General features: G+C 59.4%; 14 protein-coding genes. 4 read left to right on the forward strand and 10 right to left on the reverse strand.

Features of this window, described 5'->3' with window-relative positions; genetic code table 11:
• Positions 1-1100: 1100 nt before the first annotated feature.
• The 4 genes from HMPREF2884_RS02475 to HMPREF2884_RS02490 form a co-directional block, all read right to left on the reverse strand.
• A complete protein-coding gene (locus tag HMPREF2884_RS02475; protein WP_012902834.1) occupies positions 1101-1796 on the reverse strand; it encodes a methionine ABC transporter permease in 696 nt (231 codons plus the stop codon).
• Positions 1797-2852 (reverse strand): methionine ABC transporter ATP-binding protein, encoded by a 1056-nt coding sequence (locus HMPREF2884_RS02480; protein WP_049353969.1) that lies wholly within the window; start codon positions 2850-2852, stop codon positions 1797-1799.
• A gap of 145 nt (positions 2853-2997) precedes the next feature.
• Complete coding sequence (locus HMPREF2884_RS02485; RefSeq protein WP_005507550.1) at positions 2998-3882, reverse strand: MetQ/NlpA family ABC transporter substrate-binding protein; 885 nt, start codon at positions 3880-3882, stop codon at positions 2998-3000.
• Between the two features lie 312 nt (positions 3883-4194).
• Positions 4195-5961: a long-chain-fatty-acid--CoA ligase gene (locus tag HMPREF2884_RS02490; RefSeq protein ID WP_070615315.1), complete on the reverse strand. Its 1767-nt coding sequence runs from the start codon at positions 5959-5961 to the stop codon at positions 4195-4197.
• Positions 5962-6108: 147 nt separating this feature from the next.
• Between HMPREF2884_RS02490 and HMPREF2884_RS09225 the strand changes: the two genes are divergently transcribed.
• Genes HMPREF2884_RS09225 through HMPREF2884_RS02500 form a run of 3 tightly spaced genes read left to right on the forward strand, consistent with a single transcriptional unit; the run spans position 6109 to position 8066 of the window.
• Entirely contained in the window at positions 6109-6258 is a 150-nt protein-coding gene (locus HMPREF2884_RS09225; RefSeq protein WP_168165542.1) for a hypothetical protein, read from the forward strand.
• Positions 6258-6920, forward strand: a complete 663-nt coding sequence (locus HMPREF2884_RS02495; protein ID WP_070615318.1) for a sugar O-acetyltransferase — start codon at positions 6258-6260, stop codon at positions 6918-6920. Before HMPREF2884_RS09225 ends, HMPREF2884_RS02495 begins: the two co-directional genes overlap by 1 nt.
• Positions 6921-6953: 33 nt before the next feature.
• A complete protein-coding gene (locus tag HMPREF2884_RS02500) occupies positions 6954-8066 on the forward strand; it encodes a hypothetical protein (RefSeq protein WP_049346138.1) in 1113 nt (370 codons plus the stop codon).
• Positions 8067-8225: 159 nt separating this feature from the next.
• Here the strand turns inward: HMPREF2884_RS02500 and HMPREF2884_RS02505 are convergent, their stop codons facing one another.
• The 6 genes from HMPREF2884_RS02505 to HMPREF2884_RS02530 form a co-directional block, all read right to left on the reverse strand.
• Positions 8226-9701, reverse strand: coding sequence for a dihydrolipoamide acetyltransferase family protein (locus tag HMPREF2884_RS02505; protein ID WP_049353975.1), 1476 nt, complete (start codon positions 9699-9701; stop codon positions 8226-8228).
• A gap of 99 nt (positions 9702-9800) precedes the next feature.
• Positions 9801-10787: an alpha-ketoacid dehydrogenase subunit beta gene (locus HMPREF2884_RS02510; RefSeq protein ID WP_070615321.1), complete on the reverse strand. Its 987-nt coding sequence runs from the start codon at positions 10785-10787 to the stop codon at positions 9801-9803.
• Positions 10788-10789: 2 nt separating this feature from the next.
• On the reverse strand, positions 10790-11956 hold the full coding sequence (locus HMPREF2884_RS02515) for a thiamine pyrophosphate-dependent enzyme (RefSeq protein ID WP_070615324.1): 1167 nt from the start codon (positions 11954-11956) through the stop codon (positions 10790-10792).
• A gap of 402 nt (positions 11957-12358) precedes the next feature.
• A complete protein-coding gene (locus HMPREF2884_RS02520; protein WP_070615327.1) occupies positions 12359-13486 on the reverse strand; it encodes a histidinol-phosphate transaminase in 1128 nt (375 codons plus the stop codon).
• 278 nt (positions 13487-13764) lie between these two features.
• On the reverse strand, positions 13765-16122 hold the full coding sequence (locus HMPREF2884_RS02525) for an extensin (RefSeq protein ID WP_070615333.1): 2358 nt from the start codon (positions 16120-16122) through the stop codon (positions 13765-13767).
• A 19-nt stretch (positions 16123-16141) separates the two neighbouring features.
• A complete protein-coding gene (locus tag HMPREF2884_RS02530; RefSeq protein ID WP_070615336.1) occupies positions 16142-16735 on the reverse strand; it encodes an ABC transporter substrate-binding protein in 594 nt (197 codons plus the stop codon).
• A 290-nt stretch (positions 16736-17025) separates the two neighbouring features.
• On the opposite strand from HMPREF2884_RS02530, the gene purB reads away from it, so the two are divergent.
• Positions 17026-18459, forward strand: coding sequence for an adenylosuccinate lyase (gene purB, locus HMPREF2884_RS02535; RefSeq protein WP_070615339.1), 1434 nt, complete (start codon positions 17026-17028; stop codon positions 18457-18459).
• Positions 18460-18507 lie beyond the last annotated feature (48 nt).

The following is an 18507-nucleotide window of genomic DNA, read 5'->3' on the forward strand; positions in this document are numbered from 1 at the left end:
GTCACCCACACTCAACTCGGAAGAGCCCCTTTGACCTCATCAGCACTCTCGCGGAGCGCTACTTTTCCAAAGTCTCACTAAACGGTACCAATACAAAACATCACGAGAACCTGAACATTGGCAGGTTCTCGTGATGCTAGGTGTTTTAGAACTCCAAGGATGCTTATTTCGGCTGTTGCTTATAGAAAACAAAAGCGTACAGGATACTCATAAGTAGAACTACAACCTGAGCCAAAGGGTCAAGCCAATACACTTGTAAAATTACCACAGCCAACATAAAAAATACGGATTTTATGAAGGATGCCGCAGGTTGTACGTAGTTCTTATTTGCACGATATGCAGAGTACCCAACAATTCCACAAAGAATTAAAATACTGGCAACATTATAAACCATTGAATCATGCGAAGATGTAAAATAATGGCAAGTATAAAGTGCGAAATATAATTCAGGTACCGGTATGTATCTAGTGTCGACCAACTTAATCACCTCAGATATTTATTCAACTTTTGCTTTCAGCGGTGGTATACACTAATCTGCGTAGAATGCGATTCCACGTCCTTCTACACAGGCTCCGACAATAGCTGTTGATGATATCTCTAGTTTAATGTGAGCCGGAATACTTTTATGATATCAATTAGCAAAATGGGAGTCAAGATTATTTTAGTAACGATTCAATAATAATTTGCACCACTACAAACTATAGTATTTAGCTGCTAAAGCTCCCAGCCCGTTCTCTCTCCTCAGCAAACTTGCATCCTAAGTCGTCTTAATGCGCTTCGGATGCTCCTCTGCCTTACACATTTCTAGGTTCTTATCGCAGATACAGCGGTAAACAGTCTTCACTTCCCCTGCTGCTTTCACCCACCTCTCTTCTTCTTTCCTACGTGCGTATGCTTTTTTCGCTGGTGCGCACCTGGGTCAGCAGCAACGACGTTCCCACCGGTAAGCCTGCCCCGGATATGTACCTGGAGGCGGCGCAGAACTAAGTGGCATCCGCCCTCCACCTCGTAGCAGCATCAAGAAAGACCCCCGGCCCGCTCTTCAAGAGCAGACCGGGGGTCTTCTATGCTTTATCAGCTGTACCTATAGGGGCACGAGCTTATCGGCGCATAACCTTCTTCGCCAGGAAGTTACCGATGAACTGAACCAGCTGAACCAGGACGATAATAATCGCCACAACAGCCCAGGTGATCTCATCGTTGAAGCGCTGGTAGCCGTCCACAATCGCGATCTTACCCAGACCACCGGCACCCACGTAACCGGCCATAGCGGACATATCCACCACGCCAATGACGAGGAAGGTGTAACCGAGGATCAGCGGGCCAAGCGCCTCCGGAATCATCACGGTGAACAGGATGGTCAGCTTTGAAGCGCCCATCGCACGCGCCGCCTCAATCACGCCCGGGTCAATGGAGACCATGTTCTGCTCCACGATACGGGCAATAGCGAATGCAGCACCGAAGCTCATCGCGAAGACCGCCGCATTCACGCCCAGGCGGGTACCCACCACGGCGCTCGTCAGCGGGCCCAAAGCCGCAATCAAAATAATGAACGGAATCGGGCGAATCACGTTCACCAGAATGTTCAGGATCGTGTACACGAAACGGTTCTGGAAGATGTTGCCCTCACGGGTGGTGTACAGCAGAGCACCCACAATCAGGCCGACCAGACCGGCACACAGCATGGTGATAGACACCATGTAGAACGTATCGCCGATAGCCGGGAGCAGCTTCTCGGGCAGGAACTCGGACCAGTCCGTCTTAGACGCAGCCAGCGGAAGAGTAGTAGCAAACATTTAGCGCACCTCCTGCACGCGGGCAACGGTCTTCAGTTCGGCAACGGCGGCATCAATGCTGGTGATTTCGCCGAGGAGTTCCAGGGTGAGGGTACCGTACGCCTTACCCTGCAGGGTCTCAATACCGCCGCCCACAATGTTGAAGCGGACGTTACGGGCGCCCAGGTAGGACAGCACCTTTCCGAGCTCCTGGTTACCCTCCACGATTTCAACGTTGATGAGGTAACCCTTGTGGTTTGCGCGCAGCTCAGCCGCTTCCTTGCCGGTGGGGGCGAGCTTGACGGTGGTCGCAACAAACAGCTTTGCCACGTCGGTCTGCGGGTTGGAGAAGACGTCGTAGACGTTGCCTTGCTCCACCACGCGGCCGGACTCCATGACGGCCACACGGTCAGCGATGCTGGAGACCACGTCCATCTCGTGGGTAATCACCACGACGGTCACGCCCAGTTCACGGTTCACACGCTTAAGGAGCGCAAGAACTTCATGAGTGGTTTCCGGGTCCAGCGCGCTGGTGGACTCATCCGCCAGCAGCAGGGCGGGGTTAGTCGCGAGCGCACGAGCAATACCCACGCGCTGCTTCTGACCACCCGAAAGCTGGTTCGGGTAGTGGCCTGCACGGTCGGCAAGACCCACGAACTCAAGCATTTCCAGGGCGCGTTCGCGGCGGTCCTTCTTAGACCAGCCGGCAATCTTCAGGGGGAACTCGACGTTACCGAGCACGGTGCGGGAGTTCATCAGGTTGAACTGCTGGAAGATCATACCGATGTTGGTGCGTGCTTCACGCAGTTCGGAGTCGCGCTTACCGGAAATCTCGAAGCCGCCAACGGTCAGGGTGCCGCTGGTGGTGGTTTCCAGGCCGTTAATGAGGCGGACCAGGGTGGACTTACCGGCGCCAGAGTAGCCGATGATTGCAAAGATTTCACCGCGGTTAATGGTGAGGGAGACGTTGTCGACAGCAACTACCGCCTTGGGGCCGTTGCCGAAGACCTTGGAGACTCCGTCCAGAACCACCATGGGCAAGGTGCTGTCGCCGAAGCTCTGTGCCAGTTCACTCATAAATATGTATCCGTAAATGTCGTGGTTGGGGCGCTAAAGGGCATTAACGCCGTTACGCAAAGGACGGTAAGCCTGTCGTGACCCGCATCGGGTGCTTAGACTTACCGCCTTTGCGTATGCCTAGAAGAGGCGTGTATTTAGAAGATTACTTCTTGGCGCGCAGCTTGGCTTCTTCGTTAGCCAGGGACTGACGCAGCTCGTCGGTGCTCACGTTGACCTCAACGGCGGTGCCGCGGGTCTCTTCCTGAACAACATCCATGACGGGCTTAGTGTGGAAGATTTCAACAATCTTCTTGTAGGTCTCGTCGTCAGCCTTGTCCTTCTGAGCAACGAAGAGGTTCACGTACTTGATTGCCGAGGGGTCGGTCTTGGGGTCGTCCTGAGCCAGTGCGTCTGCGGGCTTCAGACCTGCATCCTTGAGGAAGTCGTTGTTGACGACTGCGCCGTCAGCGGACTCCATGCCAACCACGGTCTGGGTTGCGTCGACGGGAGTGACCTTCACCTTGGAGTTAGCGGTGTCCACGTCGTCGATGGTGGGTGCGTCAACATCAGCGTTCTTGAAGGTAACCAGGCCGTTGGTCTTCAGCAGCTTCAGAGCGCGTGCTTCGTTCACGGTGTCGTTCGGGATAACGATCTCGCCGCCCTGGGGGATGTCAGCCAACTTGGAGTGCTTCTTGGAGAACAGAGCCATCGGGTAGATGACGGTCGGGCCGACAATCTGCAGGTCCTTCTTAGCGCTCACGTTGTAGTTGGACAGGTACGCGATGTGCTGGAAGCGGTTCATGTCGATGTCACCGGCGTCCAGTGCGGGGTTCGGCTCGGTGTAAGCGCTGAACTCCTTGAACTCAATGTCGATACCCTGCTTCTTAGCTTCTTCCTTCAGGGTCTTGTTGAACTTCTCAGAGCCAACCACACCGATGGTGACCTTCTTAGATGCGGAAGAGGAGGAAGAGGAGGAGTTGGTGGAACCGCAGGCTGCCAGGCCAAAGACCATGGGGACAACTGCGAGTGCAGCAGCAAACTTCTTCACGGCTATGAATCTTTCTGTTGAATGATGATGCGTTCCACCGGGTGCTCACGTTGGTACTAGCACATCCGATGGGAATGATGATGGGACAATTACAGCATGCACAAGGGCGGTTGTGGAAGTTAATGGCTATTCATGAGACACAGAACGTCAAGGTCGTCATATTTTGTCATAATTCGTCATGCAGTGATTATTTGCCAGGTCACAAAGCGTCATTGACGGTGTATTCAGGCGCACACAAAACGCCGGCCCGGGTTAAGAAAACCCAAGCCGGCGTCCATAGTGCCACCCGTTACGGGCGGGTGGGGAATCAACCTACTGATCGAACTCGCCCGAAGCAATCAGCTGCTCACGCACCTTACGGCGCAGAACCTTACCCAGCATCGAGCGGGGCAGATCATCCACCACCACGATGCGGCGCGGAACCTTATAACGGGTCACCTTCGAATAGCAGTGCTCACGCAGAGTGTGCTCCTGCACCACTCGACCTGGGGCGGGAACCACAGCGGCGACCACCATCTCGCCACCGGCGGGCAACGGAATACCGACTACCGCCGCATCCGCGACCATGTCGTGCTGCTTGAGCGCGACCTCAACTTCCGTCGGGGAGACGTTGAAACCGCCGGTAATAATGACTTCCTTAATACGGTCGACAATCTGAATGAAGTAGTCCTCATCCAGGCGCACAATATCGCCGGTACGCAGCCACCCCTCGGGGGTGATGGTCTTAGCCGTCTCGTCCTCACGCTTCCAGTAACCAGCAAAACGCTGAGGGCCCTTCACCCACAGCTCGCCCTCTTCACCATCAGGCACGTCCTCGCCGGTCTCCGGGTCCACCACACGAATATCGGTGGAGGGGAACGGAACACCAATAAAACCGGCACGGCGAGTGTCATTGAGCGGGTTGCAGGACACCAGCGGCGCGCACTCGGTCAGGCCGTAGCCTTCCACCATGAAACCGCCGGACGCTTCCTCCCACTCGGCAACCAGCTCAGGCGGCAGGTTCATCGCACCAGAGACCGCGTAACGGATACCCTCCAGGGACACACCACGCTTCTTCGCCTCATCCATCAGGCGGCGATACACCGGCGGAACCGCAGGAAGAATGGTCGGGCGGGTCTTCTTCATCGCCTTCAAAATCAGGTCCATGTCCACGGTCGGGAACAGCACCAGGCGGGCACGGCACAACGACGCAATCGTCACGCCCAGGGTCATACCGTACGCGTGGAACAGCGGCAGAACCGAGTAAATCACCTCGTCATCACCCGGGTTAATCCATGCCTCACCCATGCGGCCGTTAGACTCCAGGTTGCGGTGCGTGAGCATCACGCCCTTGGGCAGACCGGTCGTGCCGGAGGTGTACTGCAACAGCGCAATATCGTGCGCGGTCGGGCGGCGATGCGATGGGTCAATACGCTCGCTCTTCACCAGCTGAGCCCACGGCACCGTACCCGGCGCAGGACCGGTCAGCTTCTCACGCGAAGCACGCGCGCTCTTCAACGGCAGCTTCAGCGCGGTACGCATCAGCGCAGGCATCGCAGAAATCATGTTCACCGAATAAATATGGTTCGGGCGGATATCCGCCGGAAGACCCGTAATATGCGAGGCAATCTTATCCCACACAATCGCGACCTTCGCGCCGTGATCCTCAAACATGTGGCGCAACTCCGCGCCCGTGTACAGAGGGTTATGCTCCACCACAATCGCGCCCAGGCGCAAAATCGCGTAGAACGCCGCAATATGCTGAGGGCAGTTCGGCAAAATCAGCGCCACACGGTCACCCGGCTGCACACCCGCCACGCGCAGACCCTCCGCAGCACGCTCAATCTGGTCCCCCAACTCGGCGTAGGTTGTGGTCGCGCCAAAGAACTCCAGCGCCACCTTGTGGGGTACGGTGCGGACCGCCTCGTCAATGAGGTGGCTCAGCGAAGTCTCGGGCAGCTCAATATCGCGGGCAGTCCACGGAGAATAATTCTTCAACCAGGGGCGATGCGCCAACGGATGCGTACCAGCCGATACGCCAGCAGGGGATGCAGGTGCCGCCGCATCCTGCAGGTTCGTGTTCTTCTGAGCCTCAGTCATGCATTGATTGTGCCTTCCCACACCCTCACGCTTCAACTCAGTAGCGCTTCTTCCCACGCTGAAAATCACACGGTACACCCACCCCAGATACCGCAATAAACACCGAAACACTAAGGCAGAACCCCGCAACTCTGGGATACTTAAAGCATGAGTAAACGACAGCAAGACATCACTGACGAGCAGTTCAAGAAGCTCCTCCGCGAAATTTCCAAACGATTCGCTATCGCCGGAGGAGTCGTCATCCTGTTCGGAATGGCCATCATCGCACTTGCTTACCTTCTGGGAGGAACCCACTAATGCACACCCCGCAGCGCCCCAACGGCGACATCTTCAACCGCATGGTCTCCGGCGCCGCCTACATGCCCGACGCCGAATGCGCCGCGCAGACTAAGCGCATCCACGCTGCAACCGTCCTCGCCGAAGAACACTACGCACGCGGCGAGCAGGCACAGGCAATGCACGTCTACCGTGAACACCTCGGCCACCTGGGCGAGCACTCGCACATCCGCCCCGGCGCACGCTTCGACTACGGCGTGAACACCTATATTGGTGACGGCTCCTTCTTCAACTTTGGCTGCGTCTTCCTGGACGTCTGCCCGATCCGCATCGGCTCCACCGTGCTCGTCGGCAACAACGTACAGTTCCTCACCCCCACCCACCCGCTCAACCCGATCGACCGCGCCGCATACTGGGAAGGTGGCGAGCCCATCACAGTTGAAGACAACGTCTGGATCGGTGGCGGCGCCATCATCCTGGGCGGTGTGACCATCGGCAAGAACTCCGTGATTGGCGCGGGCACCGTCGTCACCAAGGACGTCCCGGCTAACTCCCTCGTGGTGGGCAACCCCGGCCGCGTGGTCCGTACCCTGGACGAGAACGAACGCCCGGCATACCCGCACACCTACTCCGCAGAAGCCCTGGAAGAAGCACGCGCCTTCTACGCTGACCGCAACCGCTAAATCAGCACCCAGGACTAGAATCCAAAGGATTTAATGAACGCACAGAACAACACCCCGCAGCAGCATCCGGCCGCCGCGGCGTCCTCCCCCACCGAAAGTGACCTGTGGGAGGCGGCATTCTCCTCCGACGACCCCACCGTGGTTCTGACCGATGAGGAGCTGAACGCGGCACGCCGCGCCCACGAAAAGGCGCGCGAGGCGGCCTCTTCGGCTCAGTCCTCCGCGCAGTCCTCGCAGGATGCGACCCGCCCCCTCACCGAAGCGGCTACCGCAACGCAGCCGCTCCTCTCCGCAAACAGCACCGCTCAAAGTGCAGACTCCGGCGCTGACTTGGGCGAACCCGCTACCGACAACCTCAGCTGGCTCGACAAGCCTGCAGCCCCCAGCACGGACAACGTGCGCGGCGGCGTAGCTAGCGCACCCCCTACCGCACCGACCGCAGCGGCAAGCTACGAGGTGCCCGCACCCGGCAACGCCCATGCGGCACCCAGCGCCCCGCAGGCTGCCCCCGCGGCAGATGACCACTTCGTCATCCCCACCCCCGCAGGTGATGCCGCTGGCTCGGAACCCATCCTCACCGCCGCAACCGCACTGTCCATGCAGAAGAGCCGCTACTCCCGCATGCACCTACTGCCCGGCCTGCTCGGCTGGCTGATCACCATCTCCCTCATGGACGGTGGCCTGTGGGCTATCCAGTCGTGGCTGACCCTGACCGGTCAGAGCGAGTCCATCGAATACGCCTCGGTGGTCTCCCGACTCTTCAGCGGCGCGTCGAACGCCGTGCCGGTCGCGGTGGCGTTGAGTGTGCTCATTTTCTTCGCTTACCTGGTGGGCGGTTACGCGGCGGGACGCATGGCACGATTCGCCGGCGCGAAGCAGGGCATTGCCGTGTGGCTCTGGCAGATTATGGCGCTCATCCTCGGATCCCTGGCGACCTTCCTCATGCCTCAGCTGTTCCAGAATAGTGTCGCGTCCCTGTCGTTGCAGAAGCTGATTGCGGGCGATTTCGCGAACGGCCTGCTCGCGGTTCTGCTGGTTCTGGCGTTGAGCTTCCTCGGCGCTATCCTCGGCGGCCTATTGGGACGCCTGTACCACCGCCGCGTGGACAAGTACCCGAGCGACCAGGTGGCACGCGAGGACGCCTAGTCTTCTAAGCACCCGCGCCTCGTTGCGATAGGGATAAAACGTGCAGAAAACCTCCGGTACCTTACGAAAGGTACCGGAGGTTTTCTGTATCTAAGTATCTGTATCCTAAACGGCCTTAGCTACCCAGCAATACGGCGCTGACTAGCCAAAATGTTCCGCTTAGTGGTCCAGCAGCAGTGCAGGCTCCTCAAGAATCGCAGCCACATCAGCCATGAAACGAGCTGACAGGTCGCCATCCACCACACGGTGATCGAAGGAGCCACCCAGGGTCGTCACCCAGCGAGGAATGACCTCACCATCAACCACCCACGGCTTCTGCTTGATCGTACCGAAGGCAACAATCGCCACCTCACCGGGGTTAATAATCGGGGTACCCGTATCAATACCCAGCGAACCGATGTTCGTAATGGTCAGGGTGCCGTTCGCCATCTCAGCGGGCTGAGTCTTACCCTCACGGGCGCGAGTGGTCAGGTTGTTCAGCGCGATAGCCAGCTCACGCAGGGACAGCTCCTGAGCGTCCTTAATGTTCGGAACCATCAGGCCGCGCGGGGTCGCCGCAGCAATACCCAGGTTCATGAAGTGCTTAATCTGGATTTCGCTATCGGTCCAGGTCGCGTTGACCTGCGGGTTACGCTCAGCAGCCCAAATGACCGCGGCGGCAAGCACCAGCAGCGGGGTGACCTTCACACCCTCAAAGTGGCGGGACTTCTTCAAACGCTTCACGAACTCCATGGTGCGGGAGGCATCAACATCCACGAAGATGGACACGTGCGGGGCGCTAAACGCCGAAGCAACCATAGCCTTCGCGGTAGCCTTACGCACGCCACGCACAGGGATGCGCTCAATGCGGTCACCGGGGGTGGCTGCGGGCTGCCAGAACGGCTGGCGGGCGCCGCTATGCTGCACATCGCTCAGGTGCGCCACATAGTTCATGAGGTCCTGCTTGGTCACCTGGCCGCGCGCACCGGTAGCGGTCACGTTCGCCAGGTCAACACCCAGCTCCTTTGCGGCAAGACGCACCGGAGGCGGCGCGAGGGTCGGGCGGTGCGGAACCTGCTCGGGAGCCAAAGTCGGTGCGGGAGCCGCTGCGGGCTCGGGCGCCAGACGCTGCACCACCGAGTTCAGCGGGGTGTTCTCCACAAAGCGGGAGGCGCGCTCAGCCAGCTCGCTCAGCAGGCCCTGGTTGCGGTTCACCGAGTCGGCGGGGGTGTGCGCCACGGGCGCCTGAACAGTCGGTGCGACCGGTGCCGTAGCAGCCTGTGCGGGCTGGGATGCGGAGGCGGGGCGCTTGCGGGCGCGGCGCTTCACAGCGTCCGCCTTGGGGCCGGAGCCGACCAGTGCGGTGCCGGACTCAGCCTCTGCCGCGGCGGGTGCCGCCGGGGTTGCGGGTGCGTTGTCGCCGCCGGAGATACTGATGATTGGGGTGCCCACCTCAACGGTTTCGCCTTCGGCAACGAGCAGCGCCTCGACGGTGCCAGCGAAGGGCGAGGGAAGTTCTACGACGCTCTTCGCGGTTTCAATTTCAACGAGGACGTCGTTGATGGCGACCTCGGTACCGACTGCCACCTTCCAGCTGAGGATTTCTGCTTCGGTCAGGCCTTCGCCCACGTCAGGGAGCGGGAAAATCTGGGACATTTTTACCTCTCACTAGGGCATATACCCTATACGGAATATTCTGTGCGGGCTCGCAACCCGCCATAGCGCAACACGCTGATACGTCAGATCAGGGAATGCCTAGTAGTCAAAAGCGCGGTCAACCGCCTCAAGAATACGGTCAATATCGGGCACGTACTCTTCCTCAACGCGGGACACCGGGTACGGCATGTAGTAGCCGCCCACACGAATCACCGGCGCCTGCAGGCTGTAGAAGCAACGCTCCGTAATCGCCGCAGCCAACTCACCGCCCATGCCACCGAAGGTCGGCGCCTCGTGCGCGACAATTAGGCGGCCAGTCTTCGCCACCGAAGCGGCAACGGTCGGCACGTCCAGCGGCGAAATCGAGCGCAGGTCAATGACCTCAATCGAGCGGCCATCCTCCACGGCAGCCTCTGCCGCAGCCAAAGCAACCGGCACCAGCGGACCGTACGCAACGATGGTCGCGTCCGTACCCTCACGCACCACCTGGGCGCTAAACGGATCAAAGGAAGTGTCGTTAAAGTCCACTTCACCCTTGAGCCAGTAGCGGCGCTTCGGCTCAAAAATAATGACCGGGTCGGGGCACTCAATCGCCTTGCGGGTCATCCAGTACGCCTCGTGCGGGGTCGAAGGGGTCACAATGCGCAGACCCGCGGTGTGGGCGAACAGCGCCTCCGGGGACTCGGAGTGGTGCTCCACCGAACCAATCACGCCACCGTACGGAATGCGGATAGTCACCGGCACCGTGTACTGCTTATCGGTGCGGTTGTGAATCTTCGCCAGCTGGCTCGTAATTTGGTTGTAGGCGGGGAACACGAAGCCGTCGAACTGAATCTCCGGCACGGGGCGGTAGCCGCGCAGCGCCATACCGATGGAGGTGCCGATAATGCCGGACTCTCCCAGGGGCGCATCCATAACGCGGCGGTTGCCGAAGCGCGCCTGCAGGCCCTCGGTCACACGGTACACGCCACCAAGCTTGCCGATATCCTCACCGAGCATGACAACGGTGCGGTCGGTTTCCATGGCGTCTTCCAGGCCGCGGGTAATCGCCTTGGCGAGGGTCAAACGTTCAATTTTCTCGCTCATGCTTACTCCTCTTCAAAGCCTGCAACGTAGTTACGATAGAACTCGCGGTCGTCTTCCACCTGCTGGTGTTCCTGCACGTAGACGCGGTCGAAGAAACGCTCAAAGTCGGCAACCTCAGAGTTCAGCACTGCCTCACGCACGCCGTTCGCGACCTGCTGTGCAGATTCTGCAACCTCTTCGAAGAAGGCATCATCGGCGTAGCCCTGCTCGCGCAGGTGCTTCTCAAGGCGAATCATCGGGTCGCGGCGCAGGGGACCTTCCAGGTCGGCATCGGTGCGGTACTTGGTGGGGTCATCCGCGGTGGTGTGCGGGCCGAGGCGGTAGGTCTCAGCTTCAATCAGCACCGGGCCTTCACCGGCGCGGATCTTCTCCATGGCGTAGCGGGTTGCGGCGAGCACGGCGAGAACGTCGTTGCCGTCCACGCGAATACCTTCAAAGCCGTAGCCTGCGGCGCGGGTGGACACCGGCACGCGGGACTGCACCTCGAAGGGCACGGAGATAGCCCAGCGGTTGTTCTGCACGAAGAAGAGCACCGGCGCGTTATAGGAGGCGGCGAAAACCATGGACTCGTGTGCGTCACCTTCGGTGGAGGAGCCGTCACCGAAGTAGACCGCCACGGCGGGCTTCTGGGTGTCCTCGGCAGGATCTGTTGCCTGACCCTGACCGGTGCGGCGGGTGCCAGTTTCAGCCTCGATGTCGGCGTCGAAGTTCAGACCCATGGCGTAGCCGACTGCGTGCAGGGTCTGGGCGGCAAGCACCTTGGTGTAAGTGTGGAAGTTGTGTGCCTTCATGTCCCAGCCGTGGGTGGTGGAGCCGCGGAAGATGGTGATCAGGTCGCGGAAGTCCACACCACGCGTCAGGGCGACGGCGTGCTCGCGGTAGGAGGGGAAGATATAGTCGTTGGGTGCGTAGGCGAGCGCGGAGCCGACCTGTGCGGCCTCCTGGCCTCGGCTGGGTACCCAGAGGGCGAGCTGGCCCTGGCGCTGCAGGGCGGTTGCCTCGTCGTCGAATCGGCGGGTGGTGTACATGAGGCGGTATGCCTCGCGCAGGGTGTCTGCGTTGACGTCTTCGATGTACCGACTGTAGGTGGGGTGTTCGTGTACGGTGCCGTTTTCATCCATGAGCTGGATGCGTTCGGGCACTCCGGGGTACTTGTCGTTCTCGTGCATCTAACCTCCACACGTGACGAGGGCTTGGCCCTCAGCGGCTTGGGTTTTAGTCTCAACTTTCACCTGATGGTGCAGGGTTTGAGGTGTTCCGGCAAGCTTGTGAGGGTCTGGGCATATATAGTTACCAGTCTACTCTTTTCGGCTTTATCTCGCGGCAGTTACGCTGATAACGCAGTGTATTATGCCCTGTCATTCACTATTTGAACATCATTAAATTAAACCTCCCATATATTCTTTTTCGAGAATATATGGGAGGTTTAATTTAACTATTGAGAGCTTTTTCAGGCCATCATTTTTCCCGTGCGAGAACCATTTGAAAAGCCCAAACAAACCTCGACAAGGGAAAATAGTACATTGTTCAATTAGGGCCGAGCGGGTACCCCCACCCCTTCACAAGACGCTCTAGAGCCCCTTCGCGAAGACCTCACAGAGCGAGAGGAAACGGTCATTCGCCTCCACCTCACCAATGCTCACGCGAACACCCTCGGTGCCGAACGCACGAACCGACAGCGCATGCTCAGACATCAGCTGCACAAACCCACCCGTGCGCTCCCCCAGGGGCAGCCACACAAAGTTCGCGTAAGTGCTCGGGAAATCGTAGCCCAGCTCCCGCAGTCGAGCGGTCACGCGCTCACGCTCAGCGACCAGGTGGCTCACACGCTCCATCACCGCATCCTCATGCTCGATGGAGGCGATAGCCGCCGCCTCAGCCAGCGCCGTCACGGCGAACGGGGTTGCCGCCACGCGCAGGTGCTGCGTAATCTGCGGGTGCGAAATCGAATAGCCCACGCGCAGACCCGCCAGGCCCTGCGCCTTGGAGAAGGTGCGCAGAATGATGACGTTCTCGTAGTCGCGGTAGATGTCCATGCCGTTCAGCGGGGCTTCTTCACCCTCCGGCACGGTGGAGGCGGCGCAGAACTCGAAGTACGCCTCATCAATCACCACGGGGATGTGGGCGGGCACCTTCTCCAGGAACGCACGGATCTGGCTTTCGGTGACGGCGGGGCCGGTCGGGTTGTTGGGGGTGCAGACCAGGATCAGGCGGGTGCGGTCAGTGATGGCGGCCGCCATGGCGTCCAGGTCGTGTGAGCCGTCGGGCAGGTTCGGCACCTGCACGCTGCGAGCGCCCATAATGCCGACGAGGATCGGGTATGCCTCGAAGGAGCGCCAGGCGTAGATGACTTCGTCCTGCACGCCGTCGGCGTTTACGCCGGCGAAGGTTTTGAGGATTTGGTTGAGCGCACCGAGGCTTCCGGCACCGGTGACGATGTCGTCAGCGTCCACGCCGAGCCGTGCGGAGAGCTTGTGTCGCAGGGCGGTGGAGAGCGGGTCGGGGTAGCGGTGCGCGGTCGCAAATTCTGCGAGGACGCGCGCGACCTCAGGTACGGGGCCCAGCGGGTTCTCGTTCGAGGAGAGCTTGTACTGGGTGAGGCCTTCAACGGGTGCGGGCGGCTTACCTGCCGCGTAGCTGGGCAGGGTGCTAAAGACGGGGCGGACCGGGATGTTGGCGTGTTCAGCTGACTGGCTCATGGTTCCAGTATGTGCCTGCGGGCGGCTCGGAGGCTAACGCTTCTCACCTGGAGAGCAGGTCGCGAGCAAGCTGTAGCTGTGCAGGCAGCAGATACTGGCCGCGAGTGCTGTACGCAAAGGCTGTATATAAAAGCTGTACGCAAAGATGGAGGGGCGCCGCCGGGGTTGTTCCCGGTGGCGCCCCTCCTTTTCTCTTCTCTACTCTACTCGTCCCCTCCACCCTCCACCGAGTCTTTGAGATACCGAGTCCTTGAGATTGGTGCTTTTAGACTCGGTATTTAGACCATCAGGGGTTCACTCTCCTCGAGGGGAGTCAGGTCCTCGGGAGGGCCTGGTGCGAGGAACCTGGGGTCGATGTTCTCGGGCGGGAACATTGGCATGCGCACAGGTTTCTGGTCCGGAAGGATGGGAATGAGCGACTCGCTACCGTAGTAGTCTCCACCCTGCCGGGGCCCGGGGAACGGGTCCCTGAGCACAGAACCAGCACTAGGGAACTGCAGGCGATCGATGATTGGCTGAGTAACAGCCTTTTCGATGTGCGTATGCAGATCTGCAGGTTTGGGCAGAATGTCCGGCGGGATCAGACCTGCAGGGGGCAGCTGCCCCTCTGCCTCGATTCGAGCGGGCATCTTGATGGGGGCAGGCTCGGGGCGGCTCAGGTCGCTCGGCATATTGATGGCGGGCGGCAGATGTTGCGGGTTGTATCCCTGCAGGAGGGGCACCTTGGGCATCTGCGGCACAGGGGTTTCGGGCCATGCAGGCTGCGGGTTCTGAGATTCCTGCGGAGTCGGCTCGGGGTGAGGGATGGTCTTTTGGGCACCCTCGATGACGGCGGGGATTTGCTTAGCAACCGCCCAGGCGGATTCTCCAGCTTCTCGCTGAAGACCCTCGGCCTTCTGCTTGGCAATCTCCATGCCCTGCTGGATGTCTGAGACGGTGTCTTCGATTTTCTGTCGAGTATTTTCGACGTTGCCACGCACTACACTATCTACTCGGTGCAGTTCTCCATCTGTTAGTTGGTCTATACCCTCATATAAAACTCGAGGATCAAGCTGCACCCCAGCTTCAAGAGCCTGTTTACCATACCTAGCCCCACGCAATCCATACTCGTTCAGACGTTCTTCAGGCTCGTAACCATCTGGCATAGCGGAGCCCGAGGTAACCTTTTGTTCCCCTTGCACGTAACCTTTGTTGCCCATGGCCGCGCTGAGAGCACCCAGAGTCTGGTTTCCGTATCCTTCACGTTGCAGGGTTTCCCTATATGCCCCGCCGTCATGCTTGAAATTTGAGACCGTAATTGCGGTATCACGTTCATCGGGACGCCACCCTCCCTCAGGCCTCAACGCAGAGTCAGGAACCCAGTCTCCATCTCCTTCCACGTAGTCCACTCCAAAGTCGCGGCGTTTAGCCGGTAGACCTCGTAGCGGGGAGGCTTGAGCGTAGACACCCACAATGTTGATTTCTTTGGCGACTTCAGTACTATTCGCCATGTTGTAGGCAATCATGCCTCCCTGACTAAAGCCTTCCAAGTACACTCGGGCACCCTGAGGCGCTCCGGCATCGCGGAGGGCCTGCAGGACCATCTGATAGGCGGGGTTCTCCAGAGTATCGTTACCCAGTGCTTCGCGAAGAGTCCCAGGGACATCCATAGGCGATCCACCAAGGGATGCGAAGTTAGTACCCGGAATACTCACCACATACAGTGCATGGGCTGGGTCGCCTTCGTGTCCTGCTTCGTACATGACGGTGACGAGCACGGCACCGCGTTCGCCCTTAGTCGGATCCTGTTGAGAGCGTTCAAACTCCTGATCCTGTGCCTTGGCAGCCGCTTGCAGACGTTCAGCGCTAGCGTCCACCGTGAGACGGTCCTTCTCGCCGGAATGTGCGCTGACCCCGTAATCGTCGGCTGAGGCAGTGCGCATGTTATGCGCTTTCTTATCAGAATCCGGATCACGGAGGGGGCCAACGATTCCAACTCCGCCTACGGCCAAGACTTTTTCAATGATTCCCTGGGGTATTTTTGTTACAGCGGAGAGTCGCCCAGCAATACGCTGACGAGCAATTTCGGGATTCCATTTGGCATCCATGTAGGCAGTGAAGCCGAAGATAATGGCTGCCACTACAGGTGAATGAGGCAATACCCAATAGGCCGAGAAGTACCCGAGCTCGGGAATGGTGAGCTTCAAGAGGTAGTCGGCTTCGCCGGGTTCTTCAGCAATGAGTCCGCGCAGGTGGTCTCGGGTGCTGCGTCCGTCGGGTAGCTTGCCGTCCTTTGCGATGCCCATGGAGTCGAACCAGCCTGCGACGATATTTTCGGTCTGCAGGTAGGAGCTGTGGGCGGCGCGGACGGCGGCTGCGGTGGCGCCGAACTTTGCGGCACTCATACCGAGGTCTGCAGCGAGGCCGGTACAGAGGCCAGCAGCCTGCTGGGCACGTCCGTTAATGCCGAGGAAGAGACGAGTTTCAGCGGCGATACCGAGAATGGGCATGGTGCGGTCGGCGCAGGTGCGGCTGACGGTGTCGAGCCCGTCGGCGATGGCAGGCATTTCTTCAAGCTCAACGCTGATGGTGCCTGCGGTGGGCCCTGCGGAGTTGCTGAGGTCACCGATGGGCGCAACGGTGGGTCCGGTCATCATGGTGTCTCCTGGGGTGAGGTTAGTGGGTTCGGATGAGCGAGCTCAGCCCGTCGGGCAGGTTCACGTGCATGAGTGAATCGAGCGTTGACTGGGCTTTTTGCACGCCTGAGCGGGCGATGATTTCGCCGGGGTTGAGTTTTTCGAGGGCGTCGGCGGCACCGTCGGCGAGTTTGCCAAGTAGGTTATCTACGGCGGAGGCGGCGGCTTGGATTGCCTGTGCTTTGCCGGTGAGGTCGTTGGCGAGTTCTTCTCCGGCGGCGGCGATCATGGCGGCGGTGCCTTCGGCTTGTTCGGCTTGGTTGCGGATTTTTTCGCGGTGTTCTTCGAGTTGTCGCCGGTAGGCGCGTCCGGCTTCGGATGCCCAGCGGTCGCCGTTGAGTTCGTTGGCGCGTTGGTGTGCGGTGCGGATTTCTTGGGCTTCGGTGCGCATCCTGTGGGCGAGTTCTGCGCCTTTGGCGCGGGCAAGCGTGGCGGCTGCCATGAGCTGCTCGGCGAGGGCGTGGCCGGCGGCGGTGCCGATGCCCATGTGTCCTGCTGCGCGGAGGATATCGGTTGGTTCGATTCTGGGCAGCTGGGGTGCGGGAGGGGGTGCGGTGTCGACGATTGTGTTCATGGGGCGTCCTTTCGATGGTTGGACTGGTTGTTTGTGCGCCTGTTTCTGTCCTGTGTTTGGGTTTGTTTTAGGCTAAATCTGCCGCGGTGACCGTGCAGGTGGAGTGCGCCAACCTGTGGATAACTCAAGCTTGTTTCGAAAAATTCGCACGTTTTGCGTCCTCAAAACCCAAAAATGCCCCCTCCGCGCCCCCTCGTTTTGTCATATTTCTGTAACTAACCAAGCCGCCCGTCACGTCCATATGCTCTTCCCGCCTCTTTTTTTCAGCGAATTCATGCAAAAATAGAGCTATGTCTCACACCAATAACACCTTCTTGCCTTCTGGCCGTATTGACCTGGGCACCGGCGAACTTGCGCTGGGCCCCCTCGACGGACGCTACGCATCCGTAACCGCACCCCTGACCAACTACCTCTCTGAGGCGGCTCTGAACCGCGACCGCATCCACGTTGAGGTTGAGTGGTTCATTTACCTGTGCGAGCACGAGGTGCTGCCGGGTCTGTCCCCGCTGAGCGAGGAGCAGAAGAAGGGCCTGCGCGCCATCGTGACCGATTTCAACGCTGATTCTGTGGCGGAGCTGGCTGAGATTGAGGCTGTCACCGTTCACGATGTGAAGGCGGTCGAGTACTACATTGGCCGCCGTCTGGAAGGCCTGGGCCTGGGTCACCTGGTGCCGCTGGTTCACTTCGGTTGCACCTCCGAAGACATTAACAACCTCTCCTACGCGCTGGGTATCAAGGACGCCGTTGAGAACGTGTGGATTCCCGCCGCTGAGGAGCTGATTGAGGTTCTGCTGAAGCTGGCTGAGGAAGGCCGCGACGTGCCGATGCTGTGCCGCACTCACGGCCAGCCTGCGACCCCCTCCACTTTGGGCAAGGAGATGGGCGTGCTCGCCTACCGCCTGAAGCGCCAGGTCAAGCACGTGAAGGCGACCGAGTTCCTCGGCAAGATTAATGGTGCGACCGGTACTTACGCCGCGCACTACGCCTCGGTGCCGAGCACTGATTGGCAGAAGATTTCTCGTGGTTTTGTGGAGCACCTGGGTCTGACTTGGAACCCGCTGACCACTCAGATTGAGTCGCACGACTGGCAGGCTGAGCTGTACTCGGATATCGCTCATTTCAACCGCGTGCTGCACAACCTCTGCACCGATGTGTGGAGCTACATTTCGATTGGTTTCTTCCGTCAGATTCCGGTGGCCGGTGCGACCGGTTCGTCGACTATGCCGCACAAGGTGAACCCGATTCGCTTTGAGAATGCGGAGGCTAACCTGGAGCTGTCGAACGCTCTGCTGGATTCGCTGGGTTCGACCCTGGTGACTTCTCGTTGGCAGCGTGACCTGACTGACTCGTCGGCGCAGCGCAATATCGGTGTGGCGTTTGGTCACTCGGTGCTGGCTATCTCCAATGTGGTGAAGGGCTTGCAGCGTCTGGATATTGCGACCGACGTTATTTCTGCTGATCTGGATTCCAACTGGGAGGTTCTGGCTGAGGCAATCCAGATGGTGATGCGCGCGGAGGCTATCGCAGGTGTTCCCGGCATGGAGAACCCGTATGAGCGTCTGAAGGAGCTGACTCGCGGTCACCGCGTGGATGCTGCTCGTCTGAAGGAGTTTGTGGCTACTCTGGGCCTCTCCCCCGAGGCTGAGGCACGTCTGTCGGCTCTGACTCCGCACACCTATAACGGTATTGCGGCTCAGCTGCTGGATCACGCGAAGAACGCTTAGTCCGTAGCGAAAGCTTAAATAGAAGACCCCGGTTCCCTGTATTCAGGG

The sequence above is a fragment of the Rothia sp. HMSC073B08 genome (genome assembly GCF_001812975.1).
In the GTDB taxonomy this organism is placed as follows: Bacteria; Actinomycetota; Actinomycetes; order Actinomycetales; family Micrococcaceae; genus Rothia; species Rothia mucilaginosa.